This is a genomic window from Protofrankia sp. Cj3, from assembly GCF_917627355.1.
Lineage (GTDB): Bacteria > Actinomycetota > Actinomycetes > Frankiales > Frankiaceae > Protofrankia.
In genome coordinates, this window is record NZ_CAKJTR010000022.1 from 17,614 (window position 1) to 40,742 (window position 23,129).

Sequence of the window (23,129 nt, forward strand, 5' to 3'; positions counted from 1 at the left end):
ACGACTCCCGGCGGCGACCGCTAGGGCTTCGTCCCGACGGCGACCAGGGCGAAGCGGGGCAGGACGCACCGCCATTGCGACGGGCCCAGCCGCTCGACGACGCATTCACCGACATGGTCTCCCCTGCCGTTTCCCCTGCCGTCGAACCGGAATATCTGGCGGGCGAGTTCGAACGCCATCATCGAGGCGCCCTCGGGCCCATGAGCCGCCACCAGCTTGTCCAGCCCGTACATCCGCACCAGGTAGTGGCCCAGCGCGGCCTGTGCCGCCCGTTCCGAGGCAGCGGTCACCACGATCGGGTCGAACATCCAGTTCGTCGTCACCGTGCGGAAACCGGAGCGCACAAGATACTCCCGCATCTGCTCAGTGGTGAAGTGCGCATAGCGGTGACCGGTCGCGGACTGTTTGTCCACGACATCCAGGAACCAGGCCGCCACGGGCGACCCGTCGGCAAAGTCGTGCAGCACGAACCTGCCCCCGGGCCGCAGCACTCGCCACGCCTCGTCGGCCACGTCCTGTCGCTCCGGCTCCGGTATGTGGTGGCTGCCGTATGCGAGGAGCACACCGTCGACGCTTCCCGAGCGGAATACCTGCCGCTGGGCGCGCTGCCGGACCGCCGGAACACCCGCCGCCCACGCACGGGCGACCATGAACGAGGCCGCGTCACAGGTGACGACCGTCGCGTCGGGCATGTCGGGACGCAGACAGACCCGGTGGAGCAGCCCATCGCCGCCCAGCAGGTCCACAATGACCGGCCGATCGCCGCCCGCTGGGCCGATCACCAGGGCCATGAGGTGCCGGATACCGATGATCCGCGCCTGCGGGTGTGCCTGTTGGGCGTCGACGTAGCTTTCGCCTCGGCCACCATGCCTCGCGGAACCGAAGTCGTCACGCTCCCCATCAGCGGCCAAGCCGAGGGCGCGTTCCTCGTCGATCAACGCGTACACGTGCGGCCAGGTCTCTCGTAACGCCCGGAGCTGGGATCGCTGGTCCCCCGGGTCAGCCCGAGGCAGAGCATGCCCCGTCATCTCCTGCCTCGGGACCGCGTGGGCGGGCCGATGTACCGTGCGGGCCGATTCCCCGGTGATGGCATCCTGCCCCGTCATGCCCGGCCTCCCCGCGCGGAGGCGCCGAGGCGGTGGTAACCGTTGGCGGCTCGGGCCTCGGACAGCGGTATGCCTGCCCGCACCGCGGCGAGTACCCGGCCCTCCAGATCATCGATCCGGCGGATCTCGGTGGCGAGGGCGTCGACCATCCCGGCCGGGGCAACGACGATTCCCGATTCGTCCGCACACACCCAGTCTCCTGGAGCGACGGAGGTGCCCCGTACGGTGACCGGCTCCTGCATAGCAGCCAGTCTGACCCGGCCGCGCCCGGACATGACGCAGGTGGCCGCGGCCCAGATCGAGTAGCCGATCTCGGCGCTGCCCGCGACGTCCCGGCAGGCTCCATCGATCACCGTGCCCGCGACGCCGCGCGCATGGGCAACTGTGGTGACCAGGTCGCCCCACACCGAGCACCAGTCACGGCCCGCATTGTCGATCACGATGACGGCCCCGGCGGGCACGTCGTCGACGAAGTCGCCGATGCTGCCCGGCGAATCCGCGGACACGACTTCATAGCGCAGAGTGAAAGCGGGCCCCACGACCAGCCCGCTTCCGGTCAGCCGACGCAGACCGGTCACCGCGCCGTCACGATGGAGGGCGTCCATCGCGTCGGCGATCGTCGAACAGGTAACGGTGTCGTTCAGGCTCCATAGCAGGGAGCCGCTGACGTCTTTGGGTGAATTCGGGCATGGCACCTCGTCTACATCCACGGTTCGGACAGTGCTTCGTCGTGGCCGTCCCAGACAAGGTTCCGGCGCCAAACCCAGGGCGCCGGGCAGGATCTCGGCAGCCGGGGGCCGGCGGCGGCATCGCGTGTCGTGGACACCATCCGTTAATTCGGTGTCATCTGGCCTTAACTCCGACGTGGACACGGATGTCCGCCCAGGACGGTGCTACTAGCGTCTCCGTTGTTGCCGCGGTGATCATCGCCGTTGGCCGTCTGACAGCGGAGGGCATCCGGGTGACTCGACGACGCCGAATCGCGTACCTTTGTCTTACGGTCCCACACGACGACCTTCCCGATGTGGAGGCCGCCTTCGCCCGGCACGACACGGATGTGGAGATCGTCAAGCTTGCCGATGCGGATCAGATCAACTGGAGCGGCATCGACCTGCTGAGCCTGCGCATGCTGCGCTATTTCCATCTGGAGCCGGATCTGATCCCGCGTATCGACGCGCTCTGCGCGCGGGTGCGGGCGAACGCCCCTGGCGGCCTTCCGGTGGTCAACCCGCCCGGACTCGTGGCCAGGGGGCTGGACAAGTTCGACTATCTGCCCAGGCTCGCCGAGGCTGGGGTCCCTGTCGTGCCGACTGAGTGGGTGTCCCGGGGGACGCCGGTCACCCTCCACGCCATCCTGGAGCGGACCGGGTGGCGGCGCGCCGTGGTCAAGCCGACGCTGTCGGCTCGCGGCTGGAACGCCTTCCGGGTGACCCGGGCCGAAACCCCGACTGATGACCCCGACCCCACCGCGGACCATCCACACTTCACGTTGCCCGATGCTTCCGACGCGGTGGCTGGGAGCAACGCCGAGCGCCGGTTCGCCGAGCTGACCGCGATGACGACAGTGAGCGTGCAGCCCTTCGTCGATGAGATCACCACTCGCGGCGAGACATCCTTCGTCTTCATCGGCGGACGGTACAGCCATGCGATCGCCAAGTCGGTTGCCGAGAACGGCTGGATTGCGCACGAGTCCTTCGGCGGCGTCAACAAGCGTCTCGAGGCCACACCCGCACACATCGCCTGGGCCGAGGAGCTGCATAGCCTGCTGTGCTCATGGTTCGAGCAGCTGCGGTACGCACGGATCGACACTCTGCCCGCCCCGGACGGCAGCCTGCAGCTATTGGAATGCGAGTTGGTGGCCCCCCGGCTGTTCCTGCGTGAGGGCGGTGCGTTGGACCGCTATGCCCGCAGCATGCTCGGGGTCGCCGCAACAGCCTGAACCGCAACAGCCTGAACCGCAACAGCCTGAACCGCAACAGGCATGACCTGAGGAGAGCGGCACATGGACAGCCTTGCGCACCCGGCGACGACGGAAGTGACGCGTACCGAGGTTGTAGTGGTGGGAGCGGGCATGGTCGGGCTGCTCGCCGCGCTGGGACTGGCGAAACGCGGGATGGACGTGACGGTCATCGATGACGTGGTCAACCAAAAACCCAGCTACAAGGTGGGCGAGTCGTTCCTGGTCTCCACCGGAGTTCCCCGTATCATCGGTGATCTTGATGACTTCCTCAACGACGATTGTTTCGTCAAGCTGGGTGTCTGGTTTACCTATGGGGCCCACGGCCAGCGGGAGTTCCGGCCCAAGTCGGAATGGGTCGTCGCCGCAATGTCGGAGTTCACGCTGCGGGAGATGCATGACGACTTCCGTGACCACTACTTATATAAGATCGCAAAAAACAAGCTCGCGTTCCGCGCGCTAGTGGTCGACCAGCAGATCTGCCGGCCCGACACGGAAGAGCTGCTGCGCAAGTCCGTGCACAGCAGGCACAATATCCGCTTCCTGGACGCCGCCCGGGTGACCGGCGTTGAGATCGCGGGGACCGGCACCGACGCGCATCTGGTGACCTGGGCCGACCACTCCGCGAAGACACAGGGCAGCGTCCACGCCAACTGGGTCATCGACTGTTCCGGCCGGACCAGGATGTTAGCGAGCAAGCTGGGTCACCGCGCCGAATCACGGGTGCTCAACGACGGCTTCCAGACCACAGCTCTGTGGGGGCAGTTCGCCGGCATCACCGACGAGATGTTCGAACCGGTGTGGCGGTACACCACCGCGGACGGCACCTCCACCCGCAGAGACCTGTACACCCTGCACCTGTGGGGCGACGGCCACTGGATCTGGGTGATCCGGCTCTCGGGAGGCCGGGTGAGCGTCGGCATCACCTACGACCAGAAAAAGCCGCCGAAGAAAGGCGGCCCCAAGGACCAGTTCTTCGCGGCGCTGGCCGAATACCCGGTCTTCGACGGAGTGCTCAGCCGGGAGAACCTGCTCGAGTTCCGTATGTACCGCAACGTGCAACACGTGACGGACACCTTCGTCCACCCCAGGCGGTACGCGATACTCGGCGACGCGTCCTCGATTATCGATGCCTACTACAGCCAGGGACTGGGCCAGTCCTGCCAGACCATGTGGCATGTCTCGAACATCATCGAGAAGGACCTCCGGCACGCCTGCCTCGACACCGGCTACATCGACCGGGTCAACAGGGCGACCTGTGAGGATTGGCTGACCATCAGGAGCTTCGTCCAGGAGAAGTACAGTGGCGCCATCGCCGACCCACGCTTCTTCCTGCTGTCACACATGCTCGACTGGGCGGTCATCTGGTCGACCGGGACAGCCCGGTACCGCTGGACGAACTGGCTGGCGGCGACCGGCGGTGACACCTCCAAGGAGGACGAGACCAGCAGGAAGGACCGGGAGTTCTGCGAGAACCGCCTGTTCTATTCGAGGGGACAGCTGGGGCACTGGACGACGGAACGGGCGTTCCGCCGTCGCGTGGAACGTTTTCAGGCCACGCTCGGCGAGCGGGCCCGGTGGCGGCTCGAGCACGGCATCACGGGCCCCAGCGTGTTCTGCCAGCTGTCGCTGACCCGTTGCCTGCCGCGTGGCACATGGCGGCTGCTTGGCAAGCCGAGCTCGGCGCGGGTGGAGATCTCCGGGCCGGACTTCGTCGCCCCAAGAAAGCTCCGCAAGCCGTGGGCGCGCTCGTGGGTCAACGCGCTGCCGCTGACCGCGTCACAGCGATTCTCACTCGTGCTGAAGGTACGCGCTCCCCTGCTCGCGACGCTGTTTCTCGCCTGCTACGCGCTGGACGCGGCCGACACCGCGCGGCGCAAGGCGCTGCACCGGCTCCGCGGCGGGCGCCGGCCAGCACGAACGGAGCCATGACGTCGAAAACCGGAGCTGATCGAGGTTGGCAACCGCAGCACGGCTTCATGCGTGGTCGGTACGTTATTCACGATCTGCGTTTGGATTTCCGCCTTAGTGGTCGGCGCTGGAAGTCCTTCGGGGGTTGTCGGATGTCAGGTGGATGCGTCGCGAGGCGGAGGAGGTCCCGGTAGCGGTGTTCTACCGGGGCCGACGACAACGAAGCGAGGCGCCGCCTGGCGCCGGCAGGCCCTGGATGAACTTCCGGCGCCGACCACTTAGAGCGCCCGAGGATGGGGCGTTCGATCAGCGAGCGGCTCATCCGCGCCCGATCCGGCAAGGCGGCGGAGGAAGGCGCCCTGGTGGTGGGCGCCGACTGACGACAACGCGGCCGGGCGGGATGCGGGGAGCCGCGAGCCGGACAGTCCTATCCTCGGGCGCTCTTACCTTCTGGCAGGAGTGGTGATGGCCTACGCGTCCGGTCCGGTGGCCACGCTGTCGTCGCAGGTGCTTCTCATCTTCCTACTCCAGATCGCTGTTCTGCTCGGGCTTGCTCATCTCCTGGGCCGGGCGGCAACGCGGCTCGCCATGCCCGCCGTGGTGGGTGAACTGGTCACCGGCGTGCTGCTCGGGCCGTCCCTGCTCGGCACGCTCGCGCCCGGTTTCGCCGGCTGGCTGCTGCCGGCGCGCGCTGACCAGTTCCATCTGCTTGACGCTGCCGGTCAGCTCGGCGTGATTCTGCTGGTCGGTTTCACCGGGATGGACATGGACATCCGGCTGGTGCGCCGCCGCAGCCTGACCGTCGTCCGAGTCGGCCTCGCCGGGCTACTGGTTCCAGTGGGCCTCGGAGCTGCGGGGGGACTGCTGCTGCCGGACTCGCTCGTCGCCGACGGCGCCAATCGGCCGGTGTTCGCGATGTTTCTTGGTGTCGCGCTGGGCGTCAGCGCGATCCCGGTCGCCGCGAAGATCCTTATTGACATGCACCTGCTGGACCGTAACGTCGGCCAGCTCACCTTGGCCGCGGCCGCGGTCGACGACGCGGTCGGATGGTCAATGCTTTCGGTGGTGTCGGCGATGGCGACCACGGGCGTGCATGGTGGTGACATCGCCGTGCCGGTCGTGAGCGTGCTGGGCACGGTGCTGGTCGCCCTGGTGGCCGGCCGGCCGGTGGTCCGGGCCGCGCTTCGGTTCGCCGGGGCCGCGCGGGACGGCAGCGGCTGCATCCCGGTTGTCACGGTGTTGATCCTTGCCGCGGCTGCCGCGACGGACGCGTTGAAACTGGAGGCAATCTTCGGCGCCTTCATCGCCGGCATCGTCGTCGGGTCCAGCCGGGACTTCATCCCCGACCGGGTCGCGCCGCTGCGGACGGTGGTACTCACCGTACTGGCTCCGATTTTCTTCGCCACGGCCGGGCTACGGGTTGACCTCGGCATGCTCACCGATCCGCCGGTCCTCGCCGCCGGCCTGGTGGTGCTGCTGCTCGCCGTCGCGGGCAAGTTCGGCGGTGTCTACCTCGGCGCGCGGGCCGGTCGGCTCGGCCACTGGGAGGCGCTGGCGCTCGGCGCGGGGCTCAACGCCCGCGGGGTGATCGGCTTGGTGGTCGCCGCGGTGGGGCTCCGCCTCGGCGTGTTGGGCACGGCGGCCTACACGGTGGTGGTCCTGGTGGCGCTTGTCACCACCGTCATGACTCCGCCGATCCTGCGGATCACGATGCGACGGGTCGAGCGGACCGTTGACGAGACCCTGGCCCAGCAGCTGGACCCCGCCGCCGGCACAGGGGCGCACCTTCCAGGGCCGGACGTTGGAAGCCGCCGCCCGCAAGCGTGAGCGGGTCCTAGCGGAAGTTTCCTAGCGGGACGTCGCGGCCGCGGCGACCGACCGGCTCAACGAGAGCGTCTTCGCCAACCCGGATCTGTCCTCTGACCAGATCACGTCGCTCGTTGACATCCTGCGGGAGTTCCGCGGCCGTGCCGGTGACTTCTGAACCGGCCGCCGTCGGTCCACGCACATCCCGACCCGGCGGTATTTGCCTGATGTACCGACCTTGTCACGATCCGATCCGGTGCGTATCGTCGTCTTTGGATCTGCTGACAAGCAAAATACACAGGGGTGTGTATGTTAATGACCATGACGGACGTGCGGACCAACATCGTTGTCAACGACGAGTTGATCGAAGAGGCGATGCGCCTCTTCGGCGTGAACACGCGGCGCGAAGTCGTAGATCTTGCTCTGCGGCATCTCGTCAGCCGTGCGACCTTCCGACGTCGGGCACTGGCCATGGAAGGCATGGGGTGGGAAACGGACATGGACGAGATCCGCCCGGGCTTTGTGTCCAATCTCCAAGGGGCGTCGGTGGAGGATCGATGATCCTGGTTGACACATCCGCGTGGGTCGAGTTCTTCCGTAAGACCGAGTCATCGGTCCATCGGCGGTTGCACCATCTGATCGACGAGGAGGCATACCTCGTGACCACGGAGATCGTCCGTTTCGAGGTTCTCGCCGGTGCCCGGTCCGACACGCATCACCTTGAGCTGCTGGAGCTGCTCGCGCCCCTGCCCGTCCTTCCTCTTCGCGACAGCGGTGACTATGAGGACGCCGCGGGTCTGTACCGATCCGCTCGGCGTGATGGCGTGACGGTCCGGGTGCTGACCGACTGCCTCATCGCGCAGGCGGCTGTCAAGGCCGATGCGAGCCTGTTGCATGCCGACCGCGACTTTGACAACCTCGCCCGGGTCACCGATCTGCGTATCGAGCCGGTGGAGTGACCTGTCGGCCGTCAGCGCAGGACGGACAGGGGGAGTAGGCGCTTGGCGCCTGGGTTGCGGCTGCGGTCGTTCTTGCTGTGGTCGTTGTCGACGGCGGGCAGGCTCGCGGGGCTCACCGCGGCCAGCGCCGCCTCGCCGTGGCCGAGGACGCATTCGGGGTCGGGGCCGTCCAGCGGCAGCCCGGTGAAGAACTTCGCCGCCATGCACCCCCCCTGGCAGGCGTCGTAGTGCCCGCAGGATGCGCACGCCCCGGCACTGCCCGGTTCCCGCAGCTCGGTGAACAGCTCTGATTCCCGCCACACCGCCGCGAACCCACCGGTGTCCAGCACATTGCCGGCGCGGAAGTGCTCGTGCAGCGCGAACGGGCAGGCGTAGACGTCGCCGACCGGGTCGATCAGGCAGACAACCCGGCCGGCGCCGCACAGGTTCAGCCCAGGCAGGGATTGCCCGTAGGCCGCCAGATGGAAGAACGAGTCGCCGGTCAGCACGTGCGGCCGGGCCAGCAGCCAGGAGTGCAGGTCCCGCTGTTGCGTCGCGGTCGGGTGCAGTTCGGCCCAGGAGTCCCGTCCCCGGCCGGACGGGCGCAGCCGGGTGATCCGCAACTCCGCGCCGTAGTCCCGGGCCAGTGCCTCGAACGAGTCGAGCTGGCTCGCGTTGTGCCTGGTCACGACCACGGACAGCTTGAACGCGCCGAACCCGGCGGTGGCGAGGTGATCCATGGCCGTCCGGGCTCGGTCATAGGAGCCGGTACCGCGCACCGGGTCGTTGGTCATCGCGTCCGCGCCGTCCAGGGAGATCTGGATGTCGACGTAGTCCAGCGCGGCGAGCCGCCGCGCCTTCACCGGATTGATCATTCCTCCGTTGGTGGAGAACTTGACCCCGACACCATGGTCGACCGCGTACTCCAGCACATCGAAGAAGTCGGGCCGGGTCATCGGTTCACCGCCACCGACGTTGACGTAGAAGACCTGCATGCCGGCGAGCTGGTCGACGACCGAACGCAGCTGGCCGGTGGTCAGCTCGCGGGGGTCGCGCCGCCCCGAGGAGGACAGGCAGTGGACGCACGCCAGATTGCAGGCGTACGTCCACTCCCAGGTCAGACAGATCGGCGCGGCGAGCCCGCGCAGCAGCTCGTCCCGCAGGGAACCGTGGGCCCGGACCGTCGATGCCGGCCCGGCCACATCGGTATCAGTGACGCTCACGGACGAACCCCGTTTCCACCAGGCGGGCCAGCGCCCGCTCCACCGCCGGCCGTTTCGCCGTGGGCACCGCGTCGAGCGCGACAGCCGCGGACGGCGCGTCCGCGAGCGAGCGCACCACCGCGACCAGATCCAGATCTTTCAGCAGGGACAGCCGCCGGGTGTCATAGGAGTAGGCGAGCGCGCCGAACCGTTCCGGGCGCAGCGCGACCTTCGGGTGCAGCTGGTAGGCGCGGCCGCGGTCGAAGGCGCCGGTCGTGACCGCGGCGGCGGCGTGCGGGGGCGTGGGCATCGATGCGTCTGTGGCGGTCCTCGGCTGTGGCTGGTTGATCAGTAGACGCCGCACATGCCGTCGATGGACACGTCCTCGACCAGGAGGTCCTCCAGCACCGGCTCGCCGCCCTCGGCGGAGATGCCTGGAACCTCACGCGGGGCGGGGTCGTTGTCGGCGGAGTCCATAGGTTCCTCCTGTGCGTCCTTGTGCTGTGGGCCATGCGGGGAGCCCTGCGCCTCGTGCTGTGCGTCGTGCGGGTGGAGCCGGCGGTGGCAGCCGGGCACCTGGCCCGCCCGCGGCCCCGCTACCTGCGCTGTTCTCGGTTCAGTGTGACCCGGACCTACGCGTCCTGTCGCGTGGTCGGGTACTGCTCGGTGGATCGCCGCTGCGGCTGCTCACGCTGAGCCAGGCCGGCGCGGCCGTGTTCGGCGCCCTCGCGGCGGGTGCGACGGTCGCGGAGGCCGGCGCTGGCGCGGGTGCGCTCGCCCGCCGGTTGGTGAGCGCCGGGCACGCCGACCCCGTGCCGCCCGCCAGCGATGTCCCGGGAACGCCTGGCCCGGATGACGTCACCCTCGTCATCCCGGCGCGCGACCGGGCGGGGGAGCTGTCCCGGCTGCTCACCATGGTCACCGGGAGCTGCCGGGAGGTGATCGTGGTTGACGACGGCTCAACCGACGCCACCGCGGCGGTCGCGCGGCTCGCTGGTGCCCGTGTCATCAGGCATGTCTCGCCGCTGGGGCCCGCGGCCGCCCGCATGACCGGGGCGCGGGCCGCGACAACCGGGCTGGTCGCCTTCCTCGACTCGGATGTGCTGCCCGGCGCGGGCTGGCTCACCAGGCTGCTGCCGCATCTTGTCGATCCGGTGGTCGCGCTCGTGGCCCCGCGGGTCGCCTCCAGCGCGGGCCGGGCCCTGCGCGCCCGCTACGAGATGTCACGGTCCCCGCTGGACCTGGGCCCGCGGTCCGGTCCGGTCCGTGCGGGCAGCCGTATCTCCTATGTGCCGGCCGCGGCGCTGCTGATCCGTCGGGAGCTGGCCGACTTCGATCCGGCGATGCGCTACGGCGAGGACGTCGACCTGGTGTGGCGGCTGACCGCGGCCGGCTGGTCGGTGCGCTACGAAGCGGCCACAGCAGTGCTCCACCAGCCCCGGTCGTCCTGGCTGGGCTGGGCCACGCAACGGGTCGGCTACGGATCGTCCGCGGCGCCGCTCGCGCTGCGCCATCCCGTGCCGCTGCGCCCAGCGCGGGGCGCGGCTCTGGGCGTGGCGGTAGCTGCCCTGGCGGCGCGCGGGCCAGCGGCCCTGACCGCGGGGACCGCTGGCTCCGTGGGACTCGGCGCGGTTGTCAGCGCGGTGCGGCTACGCCGGAAGCTCATCGAGCTGCGCCCGCCCGTGCCCCATGCCGGGCTGCTCGCGGCGGTTCTGGTCGCTCAGGGCCGGCGCTTCACGGCGTGGGCGGCGGCGGACACGGCCCGGCGGGTGTGGCTGGTGCCACTCGGGCTCGCCGCGGGCCGGCCAGGCCGGCGGGTCCTGCTGGCCGCGGCGATCCTGCCGACCGCGTGGGACTGGTGGCGCGACCGCCCGGACGTCGGCCTCGTCCCCTATGTCGTCCTGCGTGTCACCGACGACGCCGCCTACTGCGCCGGAGTCTGGTGGGGCTGTCTGCGGGCCCGTACCACCCGCCCGCTGCGCCCGGTCCCGACTGGCGCGGGTCGGGTACGTCCGGGGCGAGCGGGCGGCGCGCGGATATCCTCAGTGTTGTGACCTACCTCGACCACGCGGCAACCACGCCGATGCGTCCTGAGGCCGTGGCTGCCTACACCGCGGCGCTCGCGGAGGCCGGGAACGCGTCGTCGCTGCACGCCAGCGGTCGTCGCGCCCGTAGAGTAGTCGAAGAGTCGCGTGAGGCGTTGGCCGCCGCGCTGCGCGCACGCCCGTCGGAGGTTGTTTTCACCGCCGGCGGGACGGAGAGCGACAACCTGGCCATCAAGGGGCTGTACTGGGCGCGGCGGGCGGTCGCGCCGCGCCGGCACCGGGTGCTGGTCAGTGCCGTCGAGCACCGCGCCATCCTGGACGCGGTGTTCTGGCTCGCCGAGGCGCAGGATGCCCAGGTCGAGCTCTTGCCCGTGGACGCCACCGGGATGGTGCACCCGGACGTTCTCGCCGCGGCGATCGTGCGTGATCCTGACAGCGTCGCGCTGGTGAGCGTCATGTGGGCGAACAACGAGGTCGGCACGGTATCGCCGATCGCGGAGCTGGCGGCGGTCGCACACGGTTTCGGGATCGCCTTCCACACGGACGCCGTCCAGGCGGTCGGGTCGATCCCGCTGTCGTTCGAGGACAGCGGAGCGGATGCGCTCACGGTCAGCGCCCACAAGCTCGGCGGTCCGATCGGCATGGGCGCGCTGCTGGTCCGCCGGGGGTTGGCGCTGGCGCCGCTGACCCACGGCGGCGGGCAGGAACGCGATCTACGATCGGGGACGCTCGACACGCCGGGGGTGGCGGCGTTCGCGGCCGCGGCGACCACGGCGGTCCACGAACGGCCGGTCGAGGCGGAGCGTCTCGTTGCCCTACGTGATGATTTGGTCGCACGTGTCCTCGCGGAGGTGCCGGACGCGGTGGTGAACGGGGCACCCTCGGGCCCGGGGCTCCTGCCCGGGATCGCCCATCTGACCTTTCCCGGCTGCGAGGGTGACTCGCTGCTGCTGCTTCTCGACGCTCACGGGATCGAGTGCTCGACGGGTTCGGCCTGCTCCGCCGGTGTTGCCCGGCCGTCGCACGTCCTGTTGGCCATGGGCGTGGACGAGGCCCGCGCTCGCGGGTCGCTGCGTTTCTCCCTGGGGCGGACCTCCACCCGCGCTGACGTCGACGCCCTCGTCAAGGTGATCGCCCCGGTGGTGGAGCGGGCGCGCCGCGCCGGTGCGCTGGCGGGTCTGTCGGGAGGATGAGCGGGATGCGGGTGCTTGCGGCCATGTCCGGCGGAGTCGACTCAGCGGTGGCGGCCGCCCGCGCGGTCGACGCCGGCCACGCGGTGACCGGCGTGCACCTGGCGCTGTCGAGATCCCCTGAGTCGCACCGCGCCGGCGCGCGCGGCTGCTGCACGGTCGAGGACGCGCACGACGCCCGCCGTGCCGCTGACGTCCTCGGCATCCCGTTCTACGTGTGGGATCTGGCGGAGCGCTTTGAGCACGACGTCATCGAGGAGTTCGTTGCCGCCTACTCAGCCGGGCGGACGCCGAACCCCTGCGTCCGCTGCAATGAGCGGATCAAGTTCGCGGCGGTGCTCGACCGGGCGCTGGCGCTGGGCTTCGACGCGGTCGTCACCGGGCATCACGCCCAGCTGTCCGGCGCGGTGCTGCGCCGTTCGGTGGACCCGGACAAGGACCAGTCCTACGTGCTGGGGACGCTGCGTCCCGAACAGCTCATGCACGCGATCTTCCCGTTGGGGGACACCACGAAGACCGAGGTCCGGGCCGAGGCCGCCCGCCGCGGTCTCGCGGTCGCGGACAAGCCGGACAGCCATGACATCTGCTTCATCGCCGACGGCGACACCGGCCGGTGGCTGCGCGACCGGTTGGGGCCGCGGCCCGGCCCGGTGGTGGACGCCGTCACCGGCGAGCGGGTGGGGGAGCACGACGGGGCGTTCGCGTTCACGATCGGGCAGCGCCGGGGCCTGCGCCTTGGCCGTCCCGCGCCTGACGGCAGGCCGCGTTATGTCCTCGACATCTCCCCGGTGACCGCCACGGTGACGGTTGGCCCGGCCCAGGCACTCGACGTCCGCGATCTGGTCGCGGACGTGGCGGTCTGGCCGCATGAGGGCCCGGTGGCGTGCGCGGCCCAGGTCCGCGCGCACGGGCGGGCGGTCCCGGCCACCGCCGAGGCGGTCGGGGACGAGCTGTACATCAGGCTGGGCGAACCGGTCCGCGGTACCGCGCCTGGGCAGGCCGTCGTCCTCTACGACGGTGACCGGGTCCTGGGCGGGGGCCATGTCCGCCGGTTCGGTCGGTTCGGTGCCGGCCCGCGCGATGCCGGTCGGCCCGGCGGCTGATCCGCGGGGTTCGGGCGGGTCGGCGTCTCAGGTCCTGACCTTTCGTACACGGGAAGTTCTGATCATGATGTGGATGGCCACATGACACAGCCAGCCGCGCTCTCCAGCAGCACCCGGCTGTGGGAGCCGGGGACAGCGACCGGGGTCGGCTCGTTGCCGGGGACAGACCCGGTCGAGGCCTGCCGGCTGGTCTTCGGTGAACTTCCGGACCTGCCGCACCTGCCTGAGCTGCCGGGCCGCGGGGCCGGGGCCGAGATGATCGGACGTGCCGCGGGCCTGCTCGCGGACATGCCGGTCGACCTGCAGCCGTCCGGGTGGCGGCTGGTGCCGCGTCCCGGCGTCGACCTGCGTCGCACCCGTGACCTGATGGCCCGCGACCTCGACGCGCTCGGCGAGGTCGCCGCCGGCTATACGGGGCCGTTCAAGGTCGCCGTCACCGGTCCGTGGACGCTCGCCGCCGCGGTCGAGCTGACGCGGGGGCACAAGGCCCTCAAGGACCCCGGGGCCAGCCGGGACATGGCCGAGGCCCTCGCCGAGGGCATCGCCCGCCACCTCGCGCGGATTGCGCGCGTCCTGCCTGGTGCCCGCCTGCTCGTCCAGCTCGACGAGCCGAATCTGCCGGCGGTGCTTGCCGGCCGGGTCCGCACCCCCAGCGGCTTCGGGGTGCTGCCGGCGGTGGCGGAGGACGTTGCCGCCGACAGGCTGCGCGGCCTGCTCGCCGGCGCCGGGGTGCCGGCCGGGGTGCACTGCTGCGCGGCATCGCCCCCGGTCGACCTGCTGCGCCGGGCCGGCGCGGCCTTCGTCAGCGTGGACGCGACCGCGCTCACCCACGCGGATGACGACGCGATCGGCACGGCGGTCGAGGCGGGGGTCGCGCTGCTGCTGGGAGTGGTGCCGGCGCGGGACACCGGCGTGCGGGACACCGGCGTGCGGGACACCGAACTGCCGGACGCCCGCCGTAGCGTCGAGCCGGTCCGGTCCATGTGGCGCCGGCTGGGGTTCTCCCCGGAACAGCTTCGGGAGGTGGTCGCGGTGACGCCGACCTGTGGTCTTGCGGGCGCGACGCCCGCCTACGCCCGGGTGGCGTTGCGACGCTGCCGCGAGGCGGGCCGGGCGCTCGCGGACGATTCGGCATGAGTGCCTGTCCTCCCGCGCCCGGCACGGACGGCCCCCCGAGCACCGTGCTCGAGCCAGCTGCCGACACCGAGGACGAGGCCGGCGAGATCCCGCCATCGGTGCGGGCGCGCGCCGCGGAGCTGGCCCGTGACCTGGACGAGTACGCCTACCGCTACTACGTGCTGGATGCGCCGACGGTCTCCGATGCCGAGTACGACCAGCTCATGGGCGAGCTGGCGGAGATCGAGGCCCGTCATCCGGCGCTGCGCACCTCGGACTCGCCGACCCAGAAGGTCGCCGGCTTCTTCTCGACGCTGTTCACGCCGGTCGAGCATGTGGAACGGATGCTCTCCCTCGACAACGTTTTCACCGATGCCGAGCTCGAAGCCTGGGCACTGCGGGCGACCCGTGACACCGCTGTCGACGCCTGGCTGTGTGAACTGAAGATCGACGGGCTGGCGATCGACCTGGTCTACGAGGACGGTTATCTGGTTCGCGCGGCCACCCGTGGCGACGGGCGGGTCGGTGAGGACGTCACCCCGAACATCCGCACCCTGTCGACGGTGCCGATCCGGCTGCGCGGCCCGGGTGTCCCGGCGCTGCTGGAGGTCCGGGGCGAGGTGTTCTTCCCCACCGCGGCGTTCGCCGAGCTCAACGCGGCTCTGGTCGCGGCGGGTGAAAAGCCGTTCGCCAACCCGCGTAACGCCGCCGCCGGGTCGCTGCGGCAGAAGGACCCCCGGGTCACCGCCAGGCGTCCGCTGTCGATGACAGTCCACGGGCTCGGTGCCCACCGGGGGCTTGACGTCGCGGCCCAGTCCGCGGCGTACGAGCGGATGGCCGAACTCGGCCTGCCTGTCTCCCATCACCACGAGGTGGCGGGCAGCATCGCCGCGGTCGAGGCGTTCGTCCGCCGTTGGGGGGAGCGGCGCCACGACGTCGAGCACGAGATCGACGGGGTGGTGGTCAAGGTCGACGCGTTCGGGCTGCAACGCCGGCTCGGCGCCACCGCGAAATCCCCGCGCTGGGCGGTGGCCTACAAGTATCCACCCGAGGAGGTGACCACCAAGCTGCTCGATATCGAGGTCAACGTGGGCCGCACGGGCCGGGTCACCCCGTTCGGCCGGCTGGCGCCGGTCAGGGTCGCGGGCTCGACGGTCGCTCTGGCCACCCTGCACAACGCCGACCAGATCGAGCGGAAGGGCGTGTTGATCGGCGACACCGTGGTGCTCCGCAAGGCCGGCGACGTCATCCCGGAGATCGTCGGGCCGCTGGTGGATCTGCGGGACGGCTCCGAACGCGCGTTTGCCATGCCGACTCACTGCCCGGAGTGCGGCGCCGGGCTGGTGCGTCCCGAGGACGAGGCCGACACGCGCTGCCCGAACACGGTGTCATGCCCCGCGCAGCTGCGGGAGTCGATCTTTCACTTCGCCTCCCGGGGCGCGCTGGACATCGACGGGTTCGGTTATGAGACCGCCACCGCCCTGTTGGACGCCGGCCGTGTGCACGACGTGGGAGACGTTTTTCACCTGAGCGCCGAGTCGTTCGACGGACTGCGTGGGTTCGGCGAGAAGAAGATCGACCAGATTCTGCGCGGGGTCGAGCAGGCTCGGGCGCAACCACTGTGGCGGCTGTTGGTCGGCCTGTCCATCCGGCATGTCGGGCCGAGCGCGGCTCGGGCGCTGGCGCGGGAGATGCGTTCGGTGGACGCCATCGCCGCCGCGTCCACCGAGGCCCTGGCCGCCGTCGACGGGGTCGGCCCGACCATAGCCGCGACCGTTGTCGACTGGTTCGCCGATGCCCGCCACCGCGAGATCCTCGACCGGATACGTTCCGGCGGGGCGCGGTTCGCCGACGTCGGCGCCGACGACGGGCCAGGCTCGCTTACGGGCGTCACCGTCGTCATCACCGGGACGCTGGCGGGGTGGAGCCGTGACTCCGCCACCGAGGCTGTCCAGGCATGCGGTGGCAAGGTCACCGGCTCGGTGAGCAAGAAGACGACCTTCGTGGTGATCGGCACCGACCCCGGGGCAACCAAGTACGACAAGGCGCGGGCGCTGAAACTCCCGGTGCTCGACGAGGCCGGGTTCGCCGTGCTGCTGGCCGCCGGGCCGCGGGCCGCCAGCGCGCACGCCCTTCCCGTGGAGCGGGCTGACGACGATCCGACCGGGTGATCGCGGGTGATCGCTCTCCCCGCCCCCGCCCCCGCCCCCGTTGCGGCCGGCCCGGACCGTCAGCGCGTTCCGTGCGTGGCGAGCGAGACGTTCCTGTTGTGGGCGATCGTCGCGGCGATGCCGGCGAGATGCGCGAGCCGCTGTACCTCCGATGCCCGGAAGGCCGGGCCGCCCGGCCGACCGACCAGTACCGCCCGGTCTGGGCTGCCCACCGGCGCGACCGCCAGCTCCATGCCGAGCGCCGTCCAACGGGGCGGGAGCCAGCCCGCGTCGCGGTCCAGGCGCTGCGCGCGGTCCAACGGCAGCCATCCCAGCGCGGGCCGCACCCGTTCCGGAACGGCGAACTCGTCGCCGCCGAGGTCCGGAGCGCCGACGGAGGTCTCCACAACCCGCAGGTCATCCGGCGCGACCCGGTCCAGCAGCACGGCCCAGTCCGCGTGGAACACCGCTCCGACGAACTCGGTCATGATGGCGAGCGCATCGTCGGGCCGGGAGGTCATGGCTTCGACGAGATCGAGGTCACGCTGAATGCCGGTACCCCCGGACAGGTACGGGCGCAGGGACTCCACGCGCACGCCGGGTACGGACTGCGCGGCGGTCAGGACGGTGTCGACAAGCCCGTACGGCGGTGCCGCGACGACGAGGTCGTCCACGGCGCCGTCCGGGCCGTGTTCGACGACGTCCAGGCTGACGATGTCGACGCCTGCCTGGCCAAGGGCGGTCGCGACCGCGCCCAGGGCGCCGGGGCGGTCCGGCAGGAGAAGGCGCAGCAGATACGACATGTAGTCAAGGATGCGGATTGAAGATAATGCTAACGTGACGAAAGAATTACGTGCAGGTATCGACGCTGGTCACCGTCCTGGGTTGTCCTATGCCGGATGGCTACTCATTCCAGTGTCATGTGCGTAGTGTCATCGCGTCGCTCGACGCCGGGGGTTATCATGATCATGTGAGGCGGGTGTGGGCGGCTCGCAACCGGGCGAGTGTCCGGTCCGGGCCGAGCACGGCGACCGATTCGAACAGCGGCAGACCCACCGACCTGCCCGTCACCGCCACCCGCACCGGAGCCTGCGCCTTGCCGAGCTTCAGGCCGTGGGCGACCGCCACGTCTTCCAGCCGGGCTTTCAGCGTCGCGGCATCCCATTCGGGCCCGCCCGCGAGCGGTGAGTAGGCGTCGATGGTTGCCGTGAGCAGAGCGGCCGCACCATCCTTCATGGCCTTGGCCCACGCCGCCTCGTCGATGGCCGGCTCGTCGAGGAAGAGGAAGTCCACCAGCTCCAGGATTTCCGACAGCAGCACGAGACGGGTCTGCGCGAGCGGCGCGACCGCGGCGAAGACCGCCGGGTCGTAGGCGTCGGCATCCCAGGGAGCGGACGGGCCGGTGAGCCACGGTGCGCACGCGGCGATGAACTCCTCGTGGCTCAGCGCCCGGATGTACTCCCCGTTGAACGCCCGCAGCTTGGTCACGTCGAAGTAGGCTGGTGCGGAGTTGACCTCCGTCAACCGGAACTCGGTCTCGATGACCTCCCACGGGACGATCTCCCGGTCACCCGACGGGGCCCAGCCGAGCAGCATCAGGTAGTTGCGCATGGCCGCGGCCAGGTAGCCCTCGGCGCGGAAGTCCTCCAGCGCCACCCGGTCCCGCCGCTTGGACAGCTTCTGCCGCTTGGCGTTGACCAGGATCGGGGTGTGTGCCCACACCGGCGGCGGCGCTCCCATGGCCTCCCACAGCAACTGCTGTTTGGGGGCGTTCGACAGGTGTTCCTCCGCGCGGATCACATGGGTGATACCCATGGTCATGTCGTCCACGACGTTCGCCAGCAGAAAGGTCGCCGAAAGGTCACTCCGGGCGATGATGAAGTCCTCCAGCAGGGCGTTCTCGAACGCCGGCTTGCCGCGGACGAGATCGACGACGATCGTCGTGCCGTCGTCTGGCGTGCGGAAGCGCACGGCGCGGCCCTGCCCCCCGAGGGTCGCGGGCGAGGCCGGCGTCGCGCTCGTATCCCGCTTTTCGACCAGCCCCCGGTCCCGGCAGAACCCGTCGTAGCCGCGGTGGCTGTCCCCGGTGCGGGCGATGACGTCCTCGCGTGAGCAGTCACAGAAGTAGGCGCGCCCGGCCGACAGCAGTCCCTGGACCGCCGCGGCGTGCGCTTCGGCGTTCGCCGACTGGAGGTAGGGGCCTTCGTACTCGGCCGGGCCCACCCCCAGCCAGGCCATCGCGTCGATGATCCCCTGCGTCCACTCGGGACGGCTGCGGGCCGCGTCGGTGTCCTCGATCCGCAGCACCAGCGAACCGCCCGACTGGCGAGCGACCACCCAGTTCAGCAGCAGGGAGCGGGCGTTGCCGACATGGAACAAACCGGTGGGGGACGGCGCGAAACGCAGCCGTGGAACTACGCTGACCACTCCCGCACCGTATCCCCAGCCCGTATCCCCAGCCCACGACGGCGTGCGGGCATTCCTCGGGCGGCCATGCCCGCGCCCGGTTCCCGCCTGCTGGCCCGTACGATGACCACAGCGTCATCCGCCAGTCAGCAGGCACGGACGTCGGCGGATCGGCGCTCAGGGGCTGGCGCCCAGCGGCGGGCAGCCGCGGAAGTCTGGCAGGCGTGAGGTGGCCGTAAGGTCCCGGGAAGTCGGAGGGGTGTGACCGGTATGGCGATTACCAGGGACGAGGTCGCGCATCTTGCCCGCCTGTCGCGGCTGGCCCTGTCCGACGAGGAGCTGGGTACGCTCGCCTCCCAGCTTGACGTGATCATCGGTGCTGTCGCCCGGGTCGCGGAGGTTGCCGCGGGCGATATCCCGCCGACCACCCACGCCGTCCCGCTGACGAACGTGTTCCGAGCGGACATCACCCGCACGTCGCTGTCGCAGGCCGACGCGCTTGCCGGCGCGCCCGCCGCCGAAGACGGCCGGTTCCGGGTACCGCGCATTCTTGACATGGACGAGTGAGGGTTCCTGCCCGTGACCGACGTCAGCCGCTTCTCCGCCGCCCGAACCGCCGCCGCGATCGCCGCCGGCGAACTCAGCGCGCTGGAGGTGACTCAGGCCGCGCTTGACCGGATCGCGAAGGTCGATGATCGGATCAACGCGTTCCTGCACGTCGACGTCGACGGTGCTGTCGCCGCGGCGCGCGGTGTCGACCGCCGCCGGGCCGCGGGGGAGCGTCTCGGGCCGCTTGCGGGCGTCCCGCTGGCCCTCAAGGACGTGTTCGCCGCCCGCGGCATGCCGACGACCTGCGGCAGCCGGATGCTTGAGGGCTGGCGGCCACCGTACGACGCGACTGTGGTGGCGAAGTTGCGGGCTGCCGGCGTTGTGATCATCGGTAAGGCCAACATGGACGAGTTCGCGATGGGGTCGTCCACCGAGAACTCCGCGTACGGGCCGACCCGCAACCCGTGGGACACCGACCGCATCCCCGGTGGCAGTAGCGGTGGCAGCGCGGCCGCTGTGGCCGCTTTCGAGACCCCGGTCTCGATCGGCACCGACACGGGCGGCTCGATCCGCCAGCCCGCGGCCGTGTGCGGGCTGGTCGGGGTCAAGCCGACCTACGGCGGGGTGAGCCGCTACGGTCTCGTCGCCTTCTCCAGCTCGCTGGACCAGGCCGGGCCGCTGGCCCGTACGGTCACCGACGCCGCTCTGCTGCATGCCGCCATCGCGGGCCACGACCCGCTGGACACGACCAGTATCGAGCTGCCGGTACCCGGCGTGGTGGCCGCCGCCGCCAGCCGGGACCTGCGCGGCGTGCGCATCGGCGTGGTCCGTGAGCTGTCCGGGGACGGTTACGACATCGGGGTGCGGGCACGGTTCTCCGACGCCCTCGAGGTGCTGGTCGGGCTGGGCGCCGAGGTCATCGAGGTGAGCTGCCCGCACTTCGTCTACGCGCTGCCCGCCTACTATCTGATCGCGCCGAGTGAGTGCTCGTCCAACCTGGCTCGCTTCGACGCGATGCGGTTCGGCCTGCGCATCGGTGACGACGGTGAGGCCGGGGCCGAGGAGGTCATGACCCGCACCCGCGGTGCCGGGTTCGGAGCCGAGGTCAAGCGCCGGATTATGCTGGGAACCTACGCGCTGTCGTCGGGGTATTACGATGCCTACTACGGTCAGGCGCAGAAGGTCCGGACGCTGATCAGTCAGGACTTCGCGGCAGCCTACGAACGGGTCGACGTGCTGGCCTCGCCCACCACGCCGACGGTCGCGTTCCGCCTGGGGGAGAAGGTCGACGACCCGGTGGCGATGTACCTGTCCGACCTGTGCACGATCCCGTCGAACCTGGCCGGTGGGCCGGCGATGAGCCTGCCGATCGGCCTTGCCGACGGGCTTCCGGTGGGCTTCCAGATCATGGCGCCGACCTTCGCGGACGACCGGCTTTACCAGGTGGGCGGTGCGCTGGAGGCGGCCCTGGACGCCGCCCGCGGCCATCCCCTCCTCGACGACGCCCCGCAGCTGTAGTGCCGGCGGAGCCCATGCGCGGTTTTCCTGCCACCGCAGGCCCCACCAGACCCAGCGGGGCACTGGGTCTGGTGGGGGTCGTGAGTCGTGAGATCTGTGGAACGAGGGGAGACGTCGATGGTTGCGCTACGTAGCCAGCGGGCGGACCGGGTGCCACTCGTGGCGGTGTGGGTGCTGGCCTTGGCGGCACTCGGGGTGGGCATCACGGCGGTTTCGCCGATTCTGATCGTCTGGGGCGTCCTCGGTGTTGCCGGTTCCGCCTTCGCCACCCGGATCCACCTGCGTGACACCGGCCCGCGCCGGTCAGCGGACACGGCGATGCCGAACCCGGCCGAGGACCGGCCCTCGGCTCCGTCGGACCCGTCAGGCGAGGCAGACCCGGTTGAACAGGAGCACCTGCGTTGACATCCCCGACCAATGTGGCGGTTACCACCCCCACCTTCGACGACGCCGTCGCTCGCTACGAGCCGGTGATCGGGCTGGAGACGCACGTCGAGCTCGGTACCGCCTCGAAGATGTTCTGCGGCTGCTCCACGGTGTTCGGCGCGGAGCCCAACACCCAGGTGTGCCCGACCTGTCTCGGGCTGCCGGGGTCGCTGCCGGTGGTCAACGAGGCCGCCGTGCGGTTCGCCGTGATGATCGGCCTGGCGCTGAACTGCTCGATCTCACCGTGGTGCCGGTTCGCGCGCAAGAACTACTTCTACCCGGACATGCCGAAGAACTTCCAGATCAGCCAGTACGACGAGCCGTTGTGCGAGAACGGCTGGCTCGACCTGGAGGTTGCCGGGAAGATCCACCGGATTGGCATCACCCGCGTCCACATGGAGGAGGACACCGGCAAGTCCCTGCACGTGGGCGGAGCCAGCGGGCGTATCCACGGGGCCACGCACTCCCTGGTCGACTACAACCGGGCCGGCATCCCTCTCGTCGAGATCGTCACCGAGCCGGACATCCGCTCACCTGAGGTCGCCCGCGCCTACGTCGACGAACTGCGTGAACTGTGCCGGGCGCTCACCGTCTCCGACGTCCGGATGGAGCAGGGCTCGCTGCGCTGTGACGCCAACGTGTCGTTGCGGCCGCGTAGCGCGCCTGGCGAGCCGGCGGCGCCCTACGGCACCCGCTCGGAGACCAAGAACCTCAACTCGCTGCGGTCGGTGGAGCGGGCGGTGCGCTACGAGATCGTCCGGCAGGCGGGCCGCCTGGACGCGGGTCTGCGCGTCGTCCAGGAGACCAGGCACTTCGACGAGGCCTCCGGCACGACGTCGTCCGGTCGTTCCAAGGAGGAGGCGACCGACTACCGCTACTTCCCCGAGCCCGACCTCACCCCGCTGGCGCTGACCCACGAGTATGTCGACGCGGTCCGGGCGACCATTCCGGAGCTGCCGGCGCAGCGGCGCGCCCGGCTTTCCGTCGACCACGGCTTCTCGCCCGCCGAGATCGTGAACATGCGTAACGCCGGCGTCCTCGACCTGGTCGAACAGACCGTCATGGCTGGCGCGGCGGCGGACGCGGCCCGCAAGTGGTGGCTGAACGAGCTTGCCCGCCGGGCCGCCGACGCCGGTGTGGCGCCGACGGGCCTCGCGATCGGGCCGGCTGAGGTGGCCCGCATCGCGGAGCTGGTCGCGGCGGGTGCTCTCACCGACGCTCTTGCCCGCAAGGTCATCGACGGCGTTCTCGCGGGCGAGGGCTCCCCGGACGAGGTGGTGGCCGGTCGCGGCCTGAAGCTGGTGTCGGACGGCGGCGCGCTCGCCGAGGCGGTGGACGCGGCCATCGCCGCTCAGCCGGCCATCGCGGACAAGGTGCGGGCCGGCAAGGTGAACGCGGTCGGCCCGCTGGTCGGCGCGGTCATGAAGGCCATGAAGGGCCAGGCCGACGCGAACGCCACGCGCAAGCTCCTGCTGGAACGCCTCAACGCATAGTTTCATCTGGATCTTCCGCTGGCGTCCGTGGACGTCCACCGCGTCCGCCAACCAGGGGGCGTGCGTCCGCTGACGTTCGCCGGCTTGGCTGTCACCGTGGCTGTCAGTCCGGCCGCCTGAAGGTTTCTGCTTTCGTGGGCAGTGAACTTCAGCTCCGTCGTCTACGGAACCGGGACCGCTCCAGCTGGTGCCGGTCGCTGAGGTGCTGGCCAA

21 protein-coding genes are annotated in these 23,129 nt (G+C 70.4%); 14 read left to right on the forward strand and 7 right to left on the reverse strand.

The window, feature by feature from the left end:
- Nucleotides 1–20 precede the first annotated feature (20 nt).
- A complete protein-coding gene (locus tag MJ783_RS04980) occupies nucleotides 21–1,106 on the reverse strand; it encodes a class I SAM-dependent methyltransferase (RefSeq protein WP_239308739.1) in 1,086 nt (361 codons plus the stop codon).
- Nucleotides 1,103–1,801: an RraA family protein gene (locus tag MJ783_RS04985; protein WP_239308740.1), complete on the reverse strand. Its 699-nt coding sequence runs from the start codon at nucleotides 1,799–1,801 to the stop codon at nucleotides 1,103–1,105. The genes MJ783_RS04980 and MJ783_RS04985 overlap by 4 nt, the downstream gene beginning before the upstream one ends.
- 179 nt (nucleotides 1,802–1,980) lie before the next feature.
- Here MJ783_RS04985 and MJ783_RS04990 point away from each other — a divergent pair, with 179 nt between their 5' ends.
- From MJ783_RS04990 to MJ783_RS05010, 5 genes are all read left to right on the forward strand, one after another.
- Nucleotides 1,981–3,045 carry a RimK family alpha-L-glutamate ligase gene (locus MJ783_RS04990; protein ID WP_239308741.1) on the forward strand — a complete coding sequence of 355 codons (1,065 nt, stop codon included), beginning with the start codon at nucleotides 1,981–1,983 and terminating at the stop codon, nucleotides 3,043–3,045.
- Between the two features lie 63 nt (nucleotides 3,046–3,108).
- Nucleotides 3,109–4,995, forward strand: coding sequence for an NAD(P)/FAD-dependent oxidoreductase (locus MJ783_RS04995; protein WP_239308742.1), 1,887 nt, complete (start codon nucleotides 3,109–3,111; stop codon nucleotides 4,993–4,995).
- Nucleotides 4,996–5,439: 444 nt separating this feature from the next.
- The gene (locus tag MJ783_RS05000) at nucleotides 5,440–6,801 is read left to right on the forward strand and encodes a cation:proton antiporter (RefSeq protein ID WP_239308743.1); all 1,362 of its coding nucleotides are present in this window, start codon (nucleotides 5,440–5,442) and stop codon (nucleotides 6,799–6,801) included.
- A gap of 294 nt (nucleotides 6,802–7,095) precedes the next feature.
- Complete coding sequence (locus MJ783_RS05005) at nucleotides 7,096–7,341, forward strand: type II toxin-antitoxin system VapB family antitoxin (protein WP_239308744.1); 246 nt, start codon at nucleotides 7,096–7,098, stop codon at nucleotides 7,339–7,341.
- A complete protein-coding gene (locus MJ783_RS05010; protein ID WP_239308745.1) occupies nucleotides 7,338–7,739 on the forward strand; it encodes a PIN domain nuclease in 402 nt (133 codons plus the stop codon). The genes MJ783_RS05005 and MJ783_RS05010 overlap by 4 nt, the downstream gene beginning before the upstream one ends.
- Before the next feature lie 11 nt (nucleotides 7,740–7,750).
- Here MJ783_RS05010 and mftC read toward each other — a convergent pair whose 3' ends face one another.
- Genes mftC through mftA form a run of 3 tightly spaced genes read right to left on the reverse strand, consistent with a single transcriptional unit; the run spans nucleotide 7,751 to nucleotide 9,397 of the window.
- On the reverse strand, nucleotides 7,751–8,941 hold the full coding sequence (mftC, locus tag MJ783_RS05015) for a mycofactocin radical SAM maturase (protein ID WP_370651444.1): 1,191 nt from the start codon (nucleotides 8,939–8,941) through the stop codon (nucleotides 7,751–7,753).
- Nucleotides 8,928–9,230, reverse strand: coding sequence for a mycofactocin biosynthesis chaperone MftB (gene mftB, locus MJ783_RS05020; RefSeq protein ID WP_239308746.1), 303 nt, complete (start codon nucleotides 9,228–9,230; stop codon nucleotides 8,928–8,930). Before mftB ends, mftC begins: the two co-directional genes overlap by 14 nt.
- A 38-nt stretch (nucleotides 9,231–9,268) precedes the next feature.
- Nucleotides 9,269–9,397 carry a mycofactocin precursor MftA gene (gene mftA / locus MJ783_RS05025; RefSeq protein ID WP_239308747.1) on the reverse strand — a complete coding sequence of 43 codons (129 nt, stop codon included), beginning with the start codon at nucleotides 9,395–9,397 and terminating at the stop codon, nucleotides 9,269–9,271.
- Nucleotides 9,398–9,456: 59 nt separating this feature from the next.
- Between mftA and mftF the strand changes: the two genes are divergently transcribed.
- The 5 genes from mftF to ligA all read left to right on the forward strand — a co-directional run bounded on the left by mftF (nucleotide 9,457) and on the right by ligA (nucleotide 16,545).
- A complete protein-coding gene (gene mftF / locus MJ783_RS05030) occupies nucleotides 9,457–10,974 on the forward strand; it encodes a mycofactocin biosynthesis glycosyltransferase MftF (protein ID WP_239308748.1) in 1,518 nt (505 codons plus the stop codon).
- Nucleotides 10,971–12,158, forward strand: a complete 1,188-nt coding sequence (locus MJ783_RS05035) for a cysteine desulfurase family protein (RefSeq protein ID WP_239308749.1) — start codon at nucleotides 10,971–10,973, stop codon at nucleotides 12,156–12,158. The genes mftF and MJ783_RS05035 overlap by 4 nt, the downstream gene beginning before the upstream one ends.
- 5 nt (nucleotides 12,159–12,163) lie before the next feature.
- Nucleotides 12,164–13,258 carry a tRNA 2-thiouridine(34) synthase MnmA gene (gene mnmA, locus MJ783_RS05040; RefSeq protein WP_239308750.1) on the forward strand — a complete coding sequence of 365 codons (1,095 nt, stop codon included), beginning with the start codon at nucleotides 12,164–12,166 and terminating at the stop codon, nucleotides 13,256–13,258.
- 81 nt (nucleotides 13,259–13,339) lie between these two features.
- Nucleotides 13,340–14,395, forward strand: coding sequence for a methionine synthase (locus MJ783_RS05045; RefSeq protein ID WP_239308751.1), 1,056 nt, complete (start codon nucleotides 13,340–13,342; stop codon nucleotides 14,393–14,395).
- A complete protein-coding gene (gene ligA, locus MJ783_RS05050; RefSeq protein ID WP_239308752.1) occupies nucleotides 14,392–16,545 on the forward strand; it encodes an NAD-dependent DNA ligase LigA in 2,154 nt (717 codons plus the stop codon). Before MJ783_RS05045 ends, ligA begins: the two co-directional genes overlap by 4 nt.
- 59 nt (nucleotides 16,546–16,604) lie before the next feature.
- Here ligA and MJ783_RS05055 read toward each other — a convergent pair whose 3' ends face one another.
- Both MJ783_RS05055 and gltX read right to left on the reverse strand, forming a co-directional pair.
- Nucleotides 16,605–17,327: an ACT domain-containing protein gene (locus MJ783_RS05055; protein WP_239308753.1), complete on the reverse strand. Its 723-nt coding sequence runs from the start codon at nucleotides 17,325–17,327 to the stop codon at nucleotides 16,605–16,607.
- Between the two features lie 163 nt (nucleotides 17,328–17,490).
- Nucleotides 17,491–18,951: a glutamate--tRNA ligase gene (gene gltX, locus MJ783_RS05060; protein WP_239308754.1), complete on the reverse strand. Its 1,461-nt coding sequence runs from the start codon at nucleotides 18,949–18,951 to the stop codon at nucleotides 17,491–17,493.
- A 249-nt stretch (nucleotides 18,952–19,200) separates the two neighbouring features.
- Here gltX and gatC point away from each other — a divergent pair, with 249 nt between their 5' ends.
- The 4 genes from gatC to gatB all read left to right on the forward strand — a co-directional run bounded on the left by gatC (nucleotide 19,201) and on the right by gatB (nucleotide 22,916).
- The gene (gene gatC, locus MJ783_RS05065) at nucleotides 19,201–19,497 is read left to right on the forward strand and encodes an Asp-tRNA(Asn)/Glu-tRNA(Gln) amidotransferase subunit GatC (RefSeq protein WP_239308758.1); all 297 of its coding nucleotides are present in this window, start codon (nucleotides 19,201–19,203) and stop codon (nucleotides 19,495–19,497) included.
- A 12-nt stretch (nucleotides 19,498–19,509) separates the two neighbouring features.
- The gene (gene gatA, locus MJ783_RS05070) at nucleotides 19,510–20,997 is read left to right on the forward strand and encodes an Asp-tRNA(Asn)/Glu-tRNA(Gln) amidotransferase subunit GatA (RefSeq protein ID WP_239308755.1); all 1,488 of its coding nucleotides are present in this window, start codon (nucleotides 19,510–19,512) and stop codon (nucleotides 20,995–20,997) included.
- A 117-nt stretch (nucleotides 20,998–21,114) separates the two neighbouring features.
- The gene (locus tag MJ783_RS05075; protein WP_239308756.1) at nucleotides 21,115–21,402 is read left to right on the forward strand and encodes a hypothetical protein; all 288 of its coding nucleotides are present in this window, start codon (nucleotides 21,115–21,117) and stop codon (nucleotides 21,400–21,402) included.
- A gap of 14 nt (nucleotides 21,403–21,416) precedes the next feature.
- Entirely contained in the window at nucleotides 21,417–22,916 is a 1,500-nt protein-coding gene (gene gatB, locus MJ783_RS05080; RefSeq protein WP_239308759.1) for an Asp-tRNA(Asn)/Glu-tRNA(Gln) amidotransferase subunit GatB, read from the forward strand.
- Nucleotides 22,917–23,129: the final 213 nt, after the last annotated feature.

Excerpts from the sequence above, each read along its gene's own strand:
- mftB (WP_239308746.1), bottom strand. The coding sequence starts at position 9,230 with ATGCCCACGCCCCCGCACGCCGCCGCCGCGGTCACGACCGGCGCCTTC.
- MJ783_RS04980 (WP_239308739.1), bottom strand. The coding sequence starts at position 1,106 with ATGACGGGGCAGGATGCCATCACCGGGGAATCGGCCCGCACGGTACAT.
- mnmA (WP_239308750.1), top strand. The coding sequence starts at position 12,164 with ATGCGGGTGCTTGCGGCCATGTCCGGCGGAGTCGACTCAGCGGTGGCG.
- gatC (WP_239308758.1), top strand. The coding sequence starts at position 19,201 with ATGGCGATTACCAGGGACGAGGTCGCGCATCTTGCCCGCCTGTCGCGG.
- MJ783_RS05005 (WP_239308744.1), top strand. The coding sequence starts at position 7,096 with ATGACCATGACGGACGTGCGGACCAACATCGTTGTCAACGACGAGTTG.
- ligA (WP_239308752.1), top strand. The coding sequence starts at position 14,392 with ATGAGTGCCTGTCCTCCCGCGCCCGGCACGGACGGCCCCCCGAGCACC.
- MJ783_RS04990 (WP_239308741.1), top strand. The coding sequence starts at position 1,981 with ATGTCCGCCCAGGACGGTGCTACTAGCGTCTCCGTTGTTGCCGCGGTG.
- MJ783_RS05075 (WP_239308756.1), top strand. The coding sequence starts at position 21,115 with ATGGTTGCGCTACGTAGCCAGCGGGCGGACCGGGTGCCACTCGTGGCG.
- MJ783_RS05000 (WP_239308743.1), top strand. The coding sequence starts at position 5,440 with ATGGCCTACGCGTCCGGTCCGGTGGCCACGCTGTCGTCGCAGGTGCTT.
- MJ783_RS05055 (WP_239308753.1), bottom strand. The coding sequence starts at position 17,327 with ATGTCGTATCTGCTGCGCCTTCTCCTGCCGGACCGCCCCGGCGCCCTG.
- MJ783_RS04995 (WP_239308742.1), top strand. The coding sequence starts at position 3,109 with ATGGACAGCCTTGCGCACCCGGCGACGACGGAAGTGACGCGTACCGAG.
- MJ783_RS05010 (WP_239308745.1), top strand. The coding sequence starts at position 7,338 with ATGATCCTGGTTGACACATCCGCGTGGGTCGAGTTCTTCCGTAAGACC.
- mftA (WP_239308747.1), bottom strand. The coding sequence starts at position 9,397 with ATGGACTCCGCCGACAACGACCCCGCCCCGCGTGAGGTTCCAGGCATC.
- MJ783_RS05045 (WP_239308751.1), top strand. The coding sequence starts at position 13,340 with ATGACACAGCCAGCCGCGCTCTCCAGCAGCACCCGGCTGTGGGAGCCG.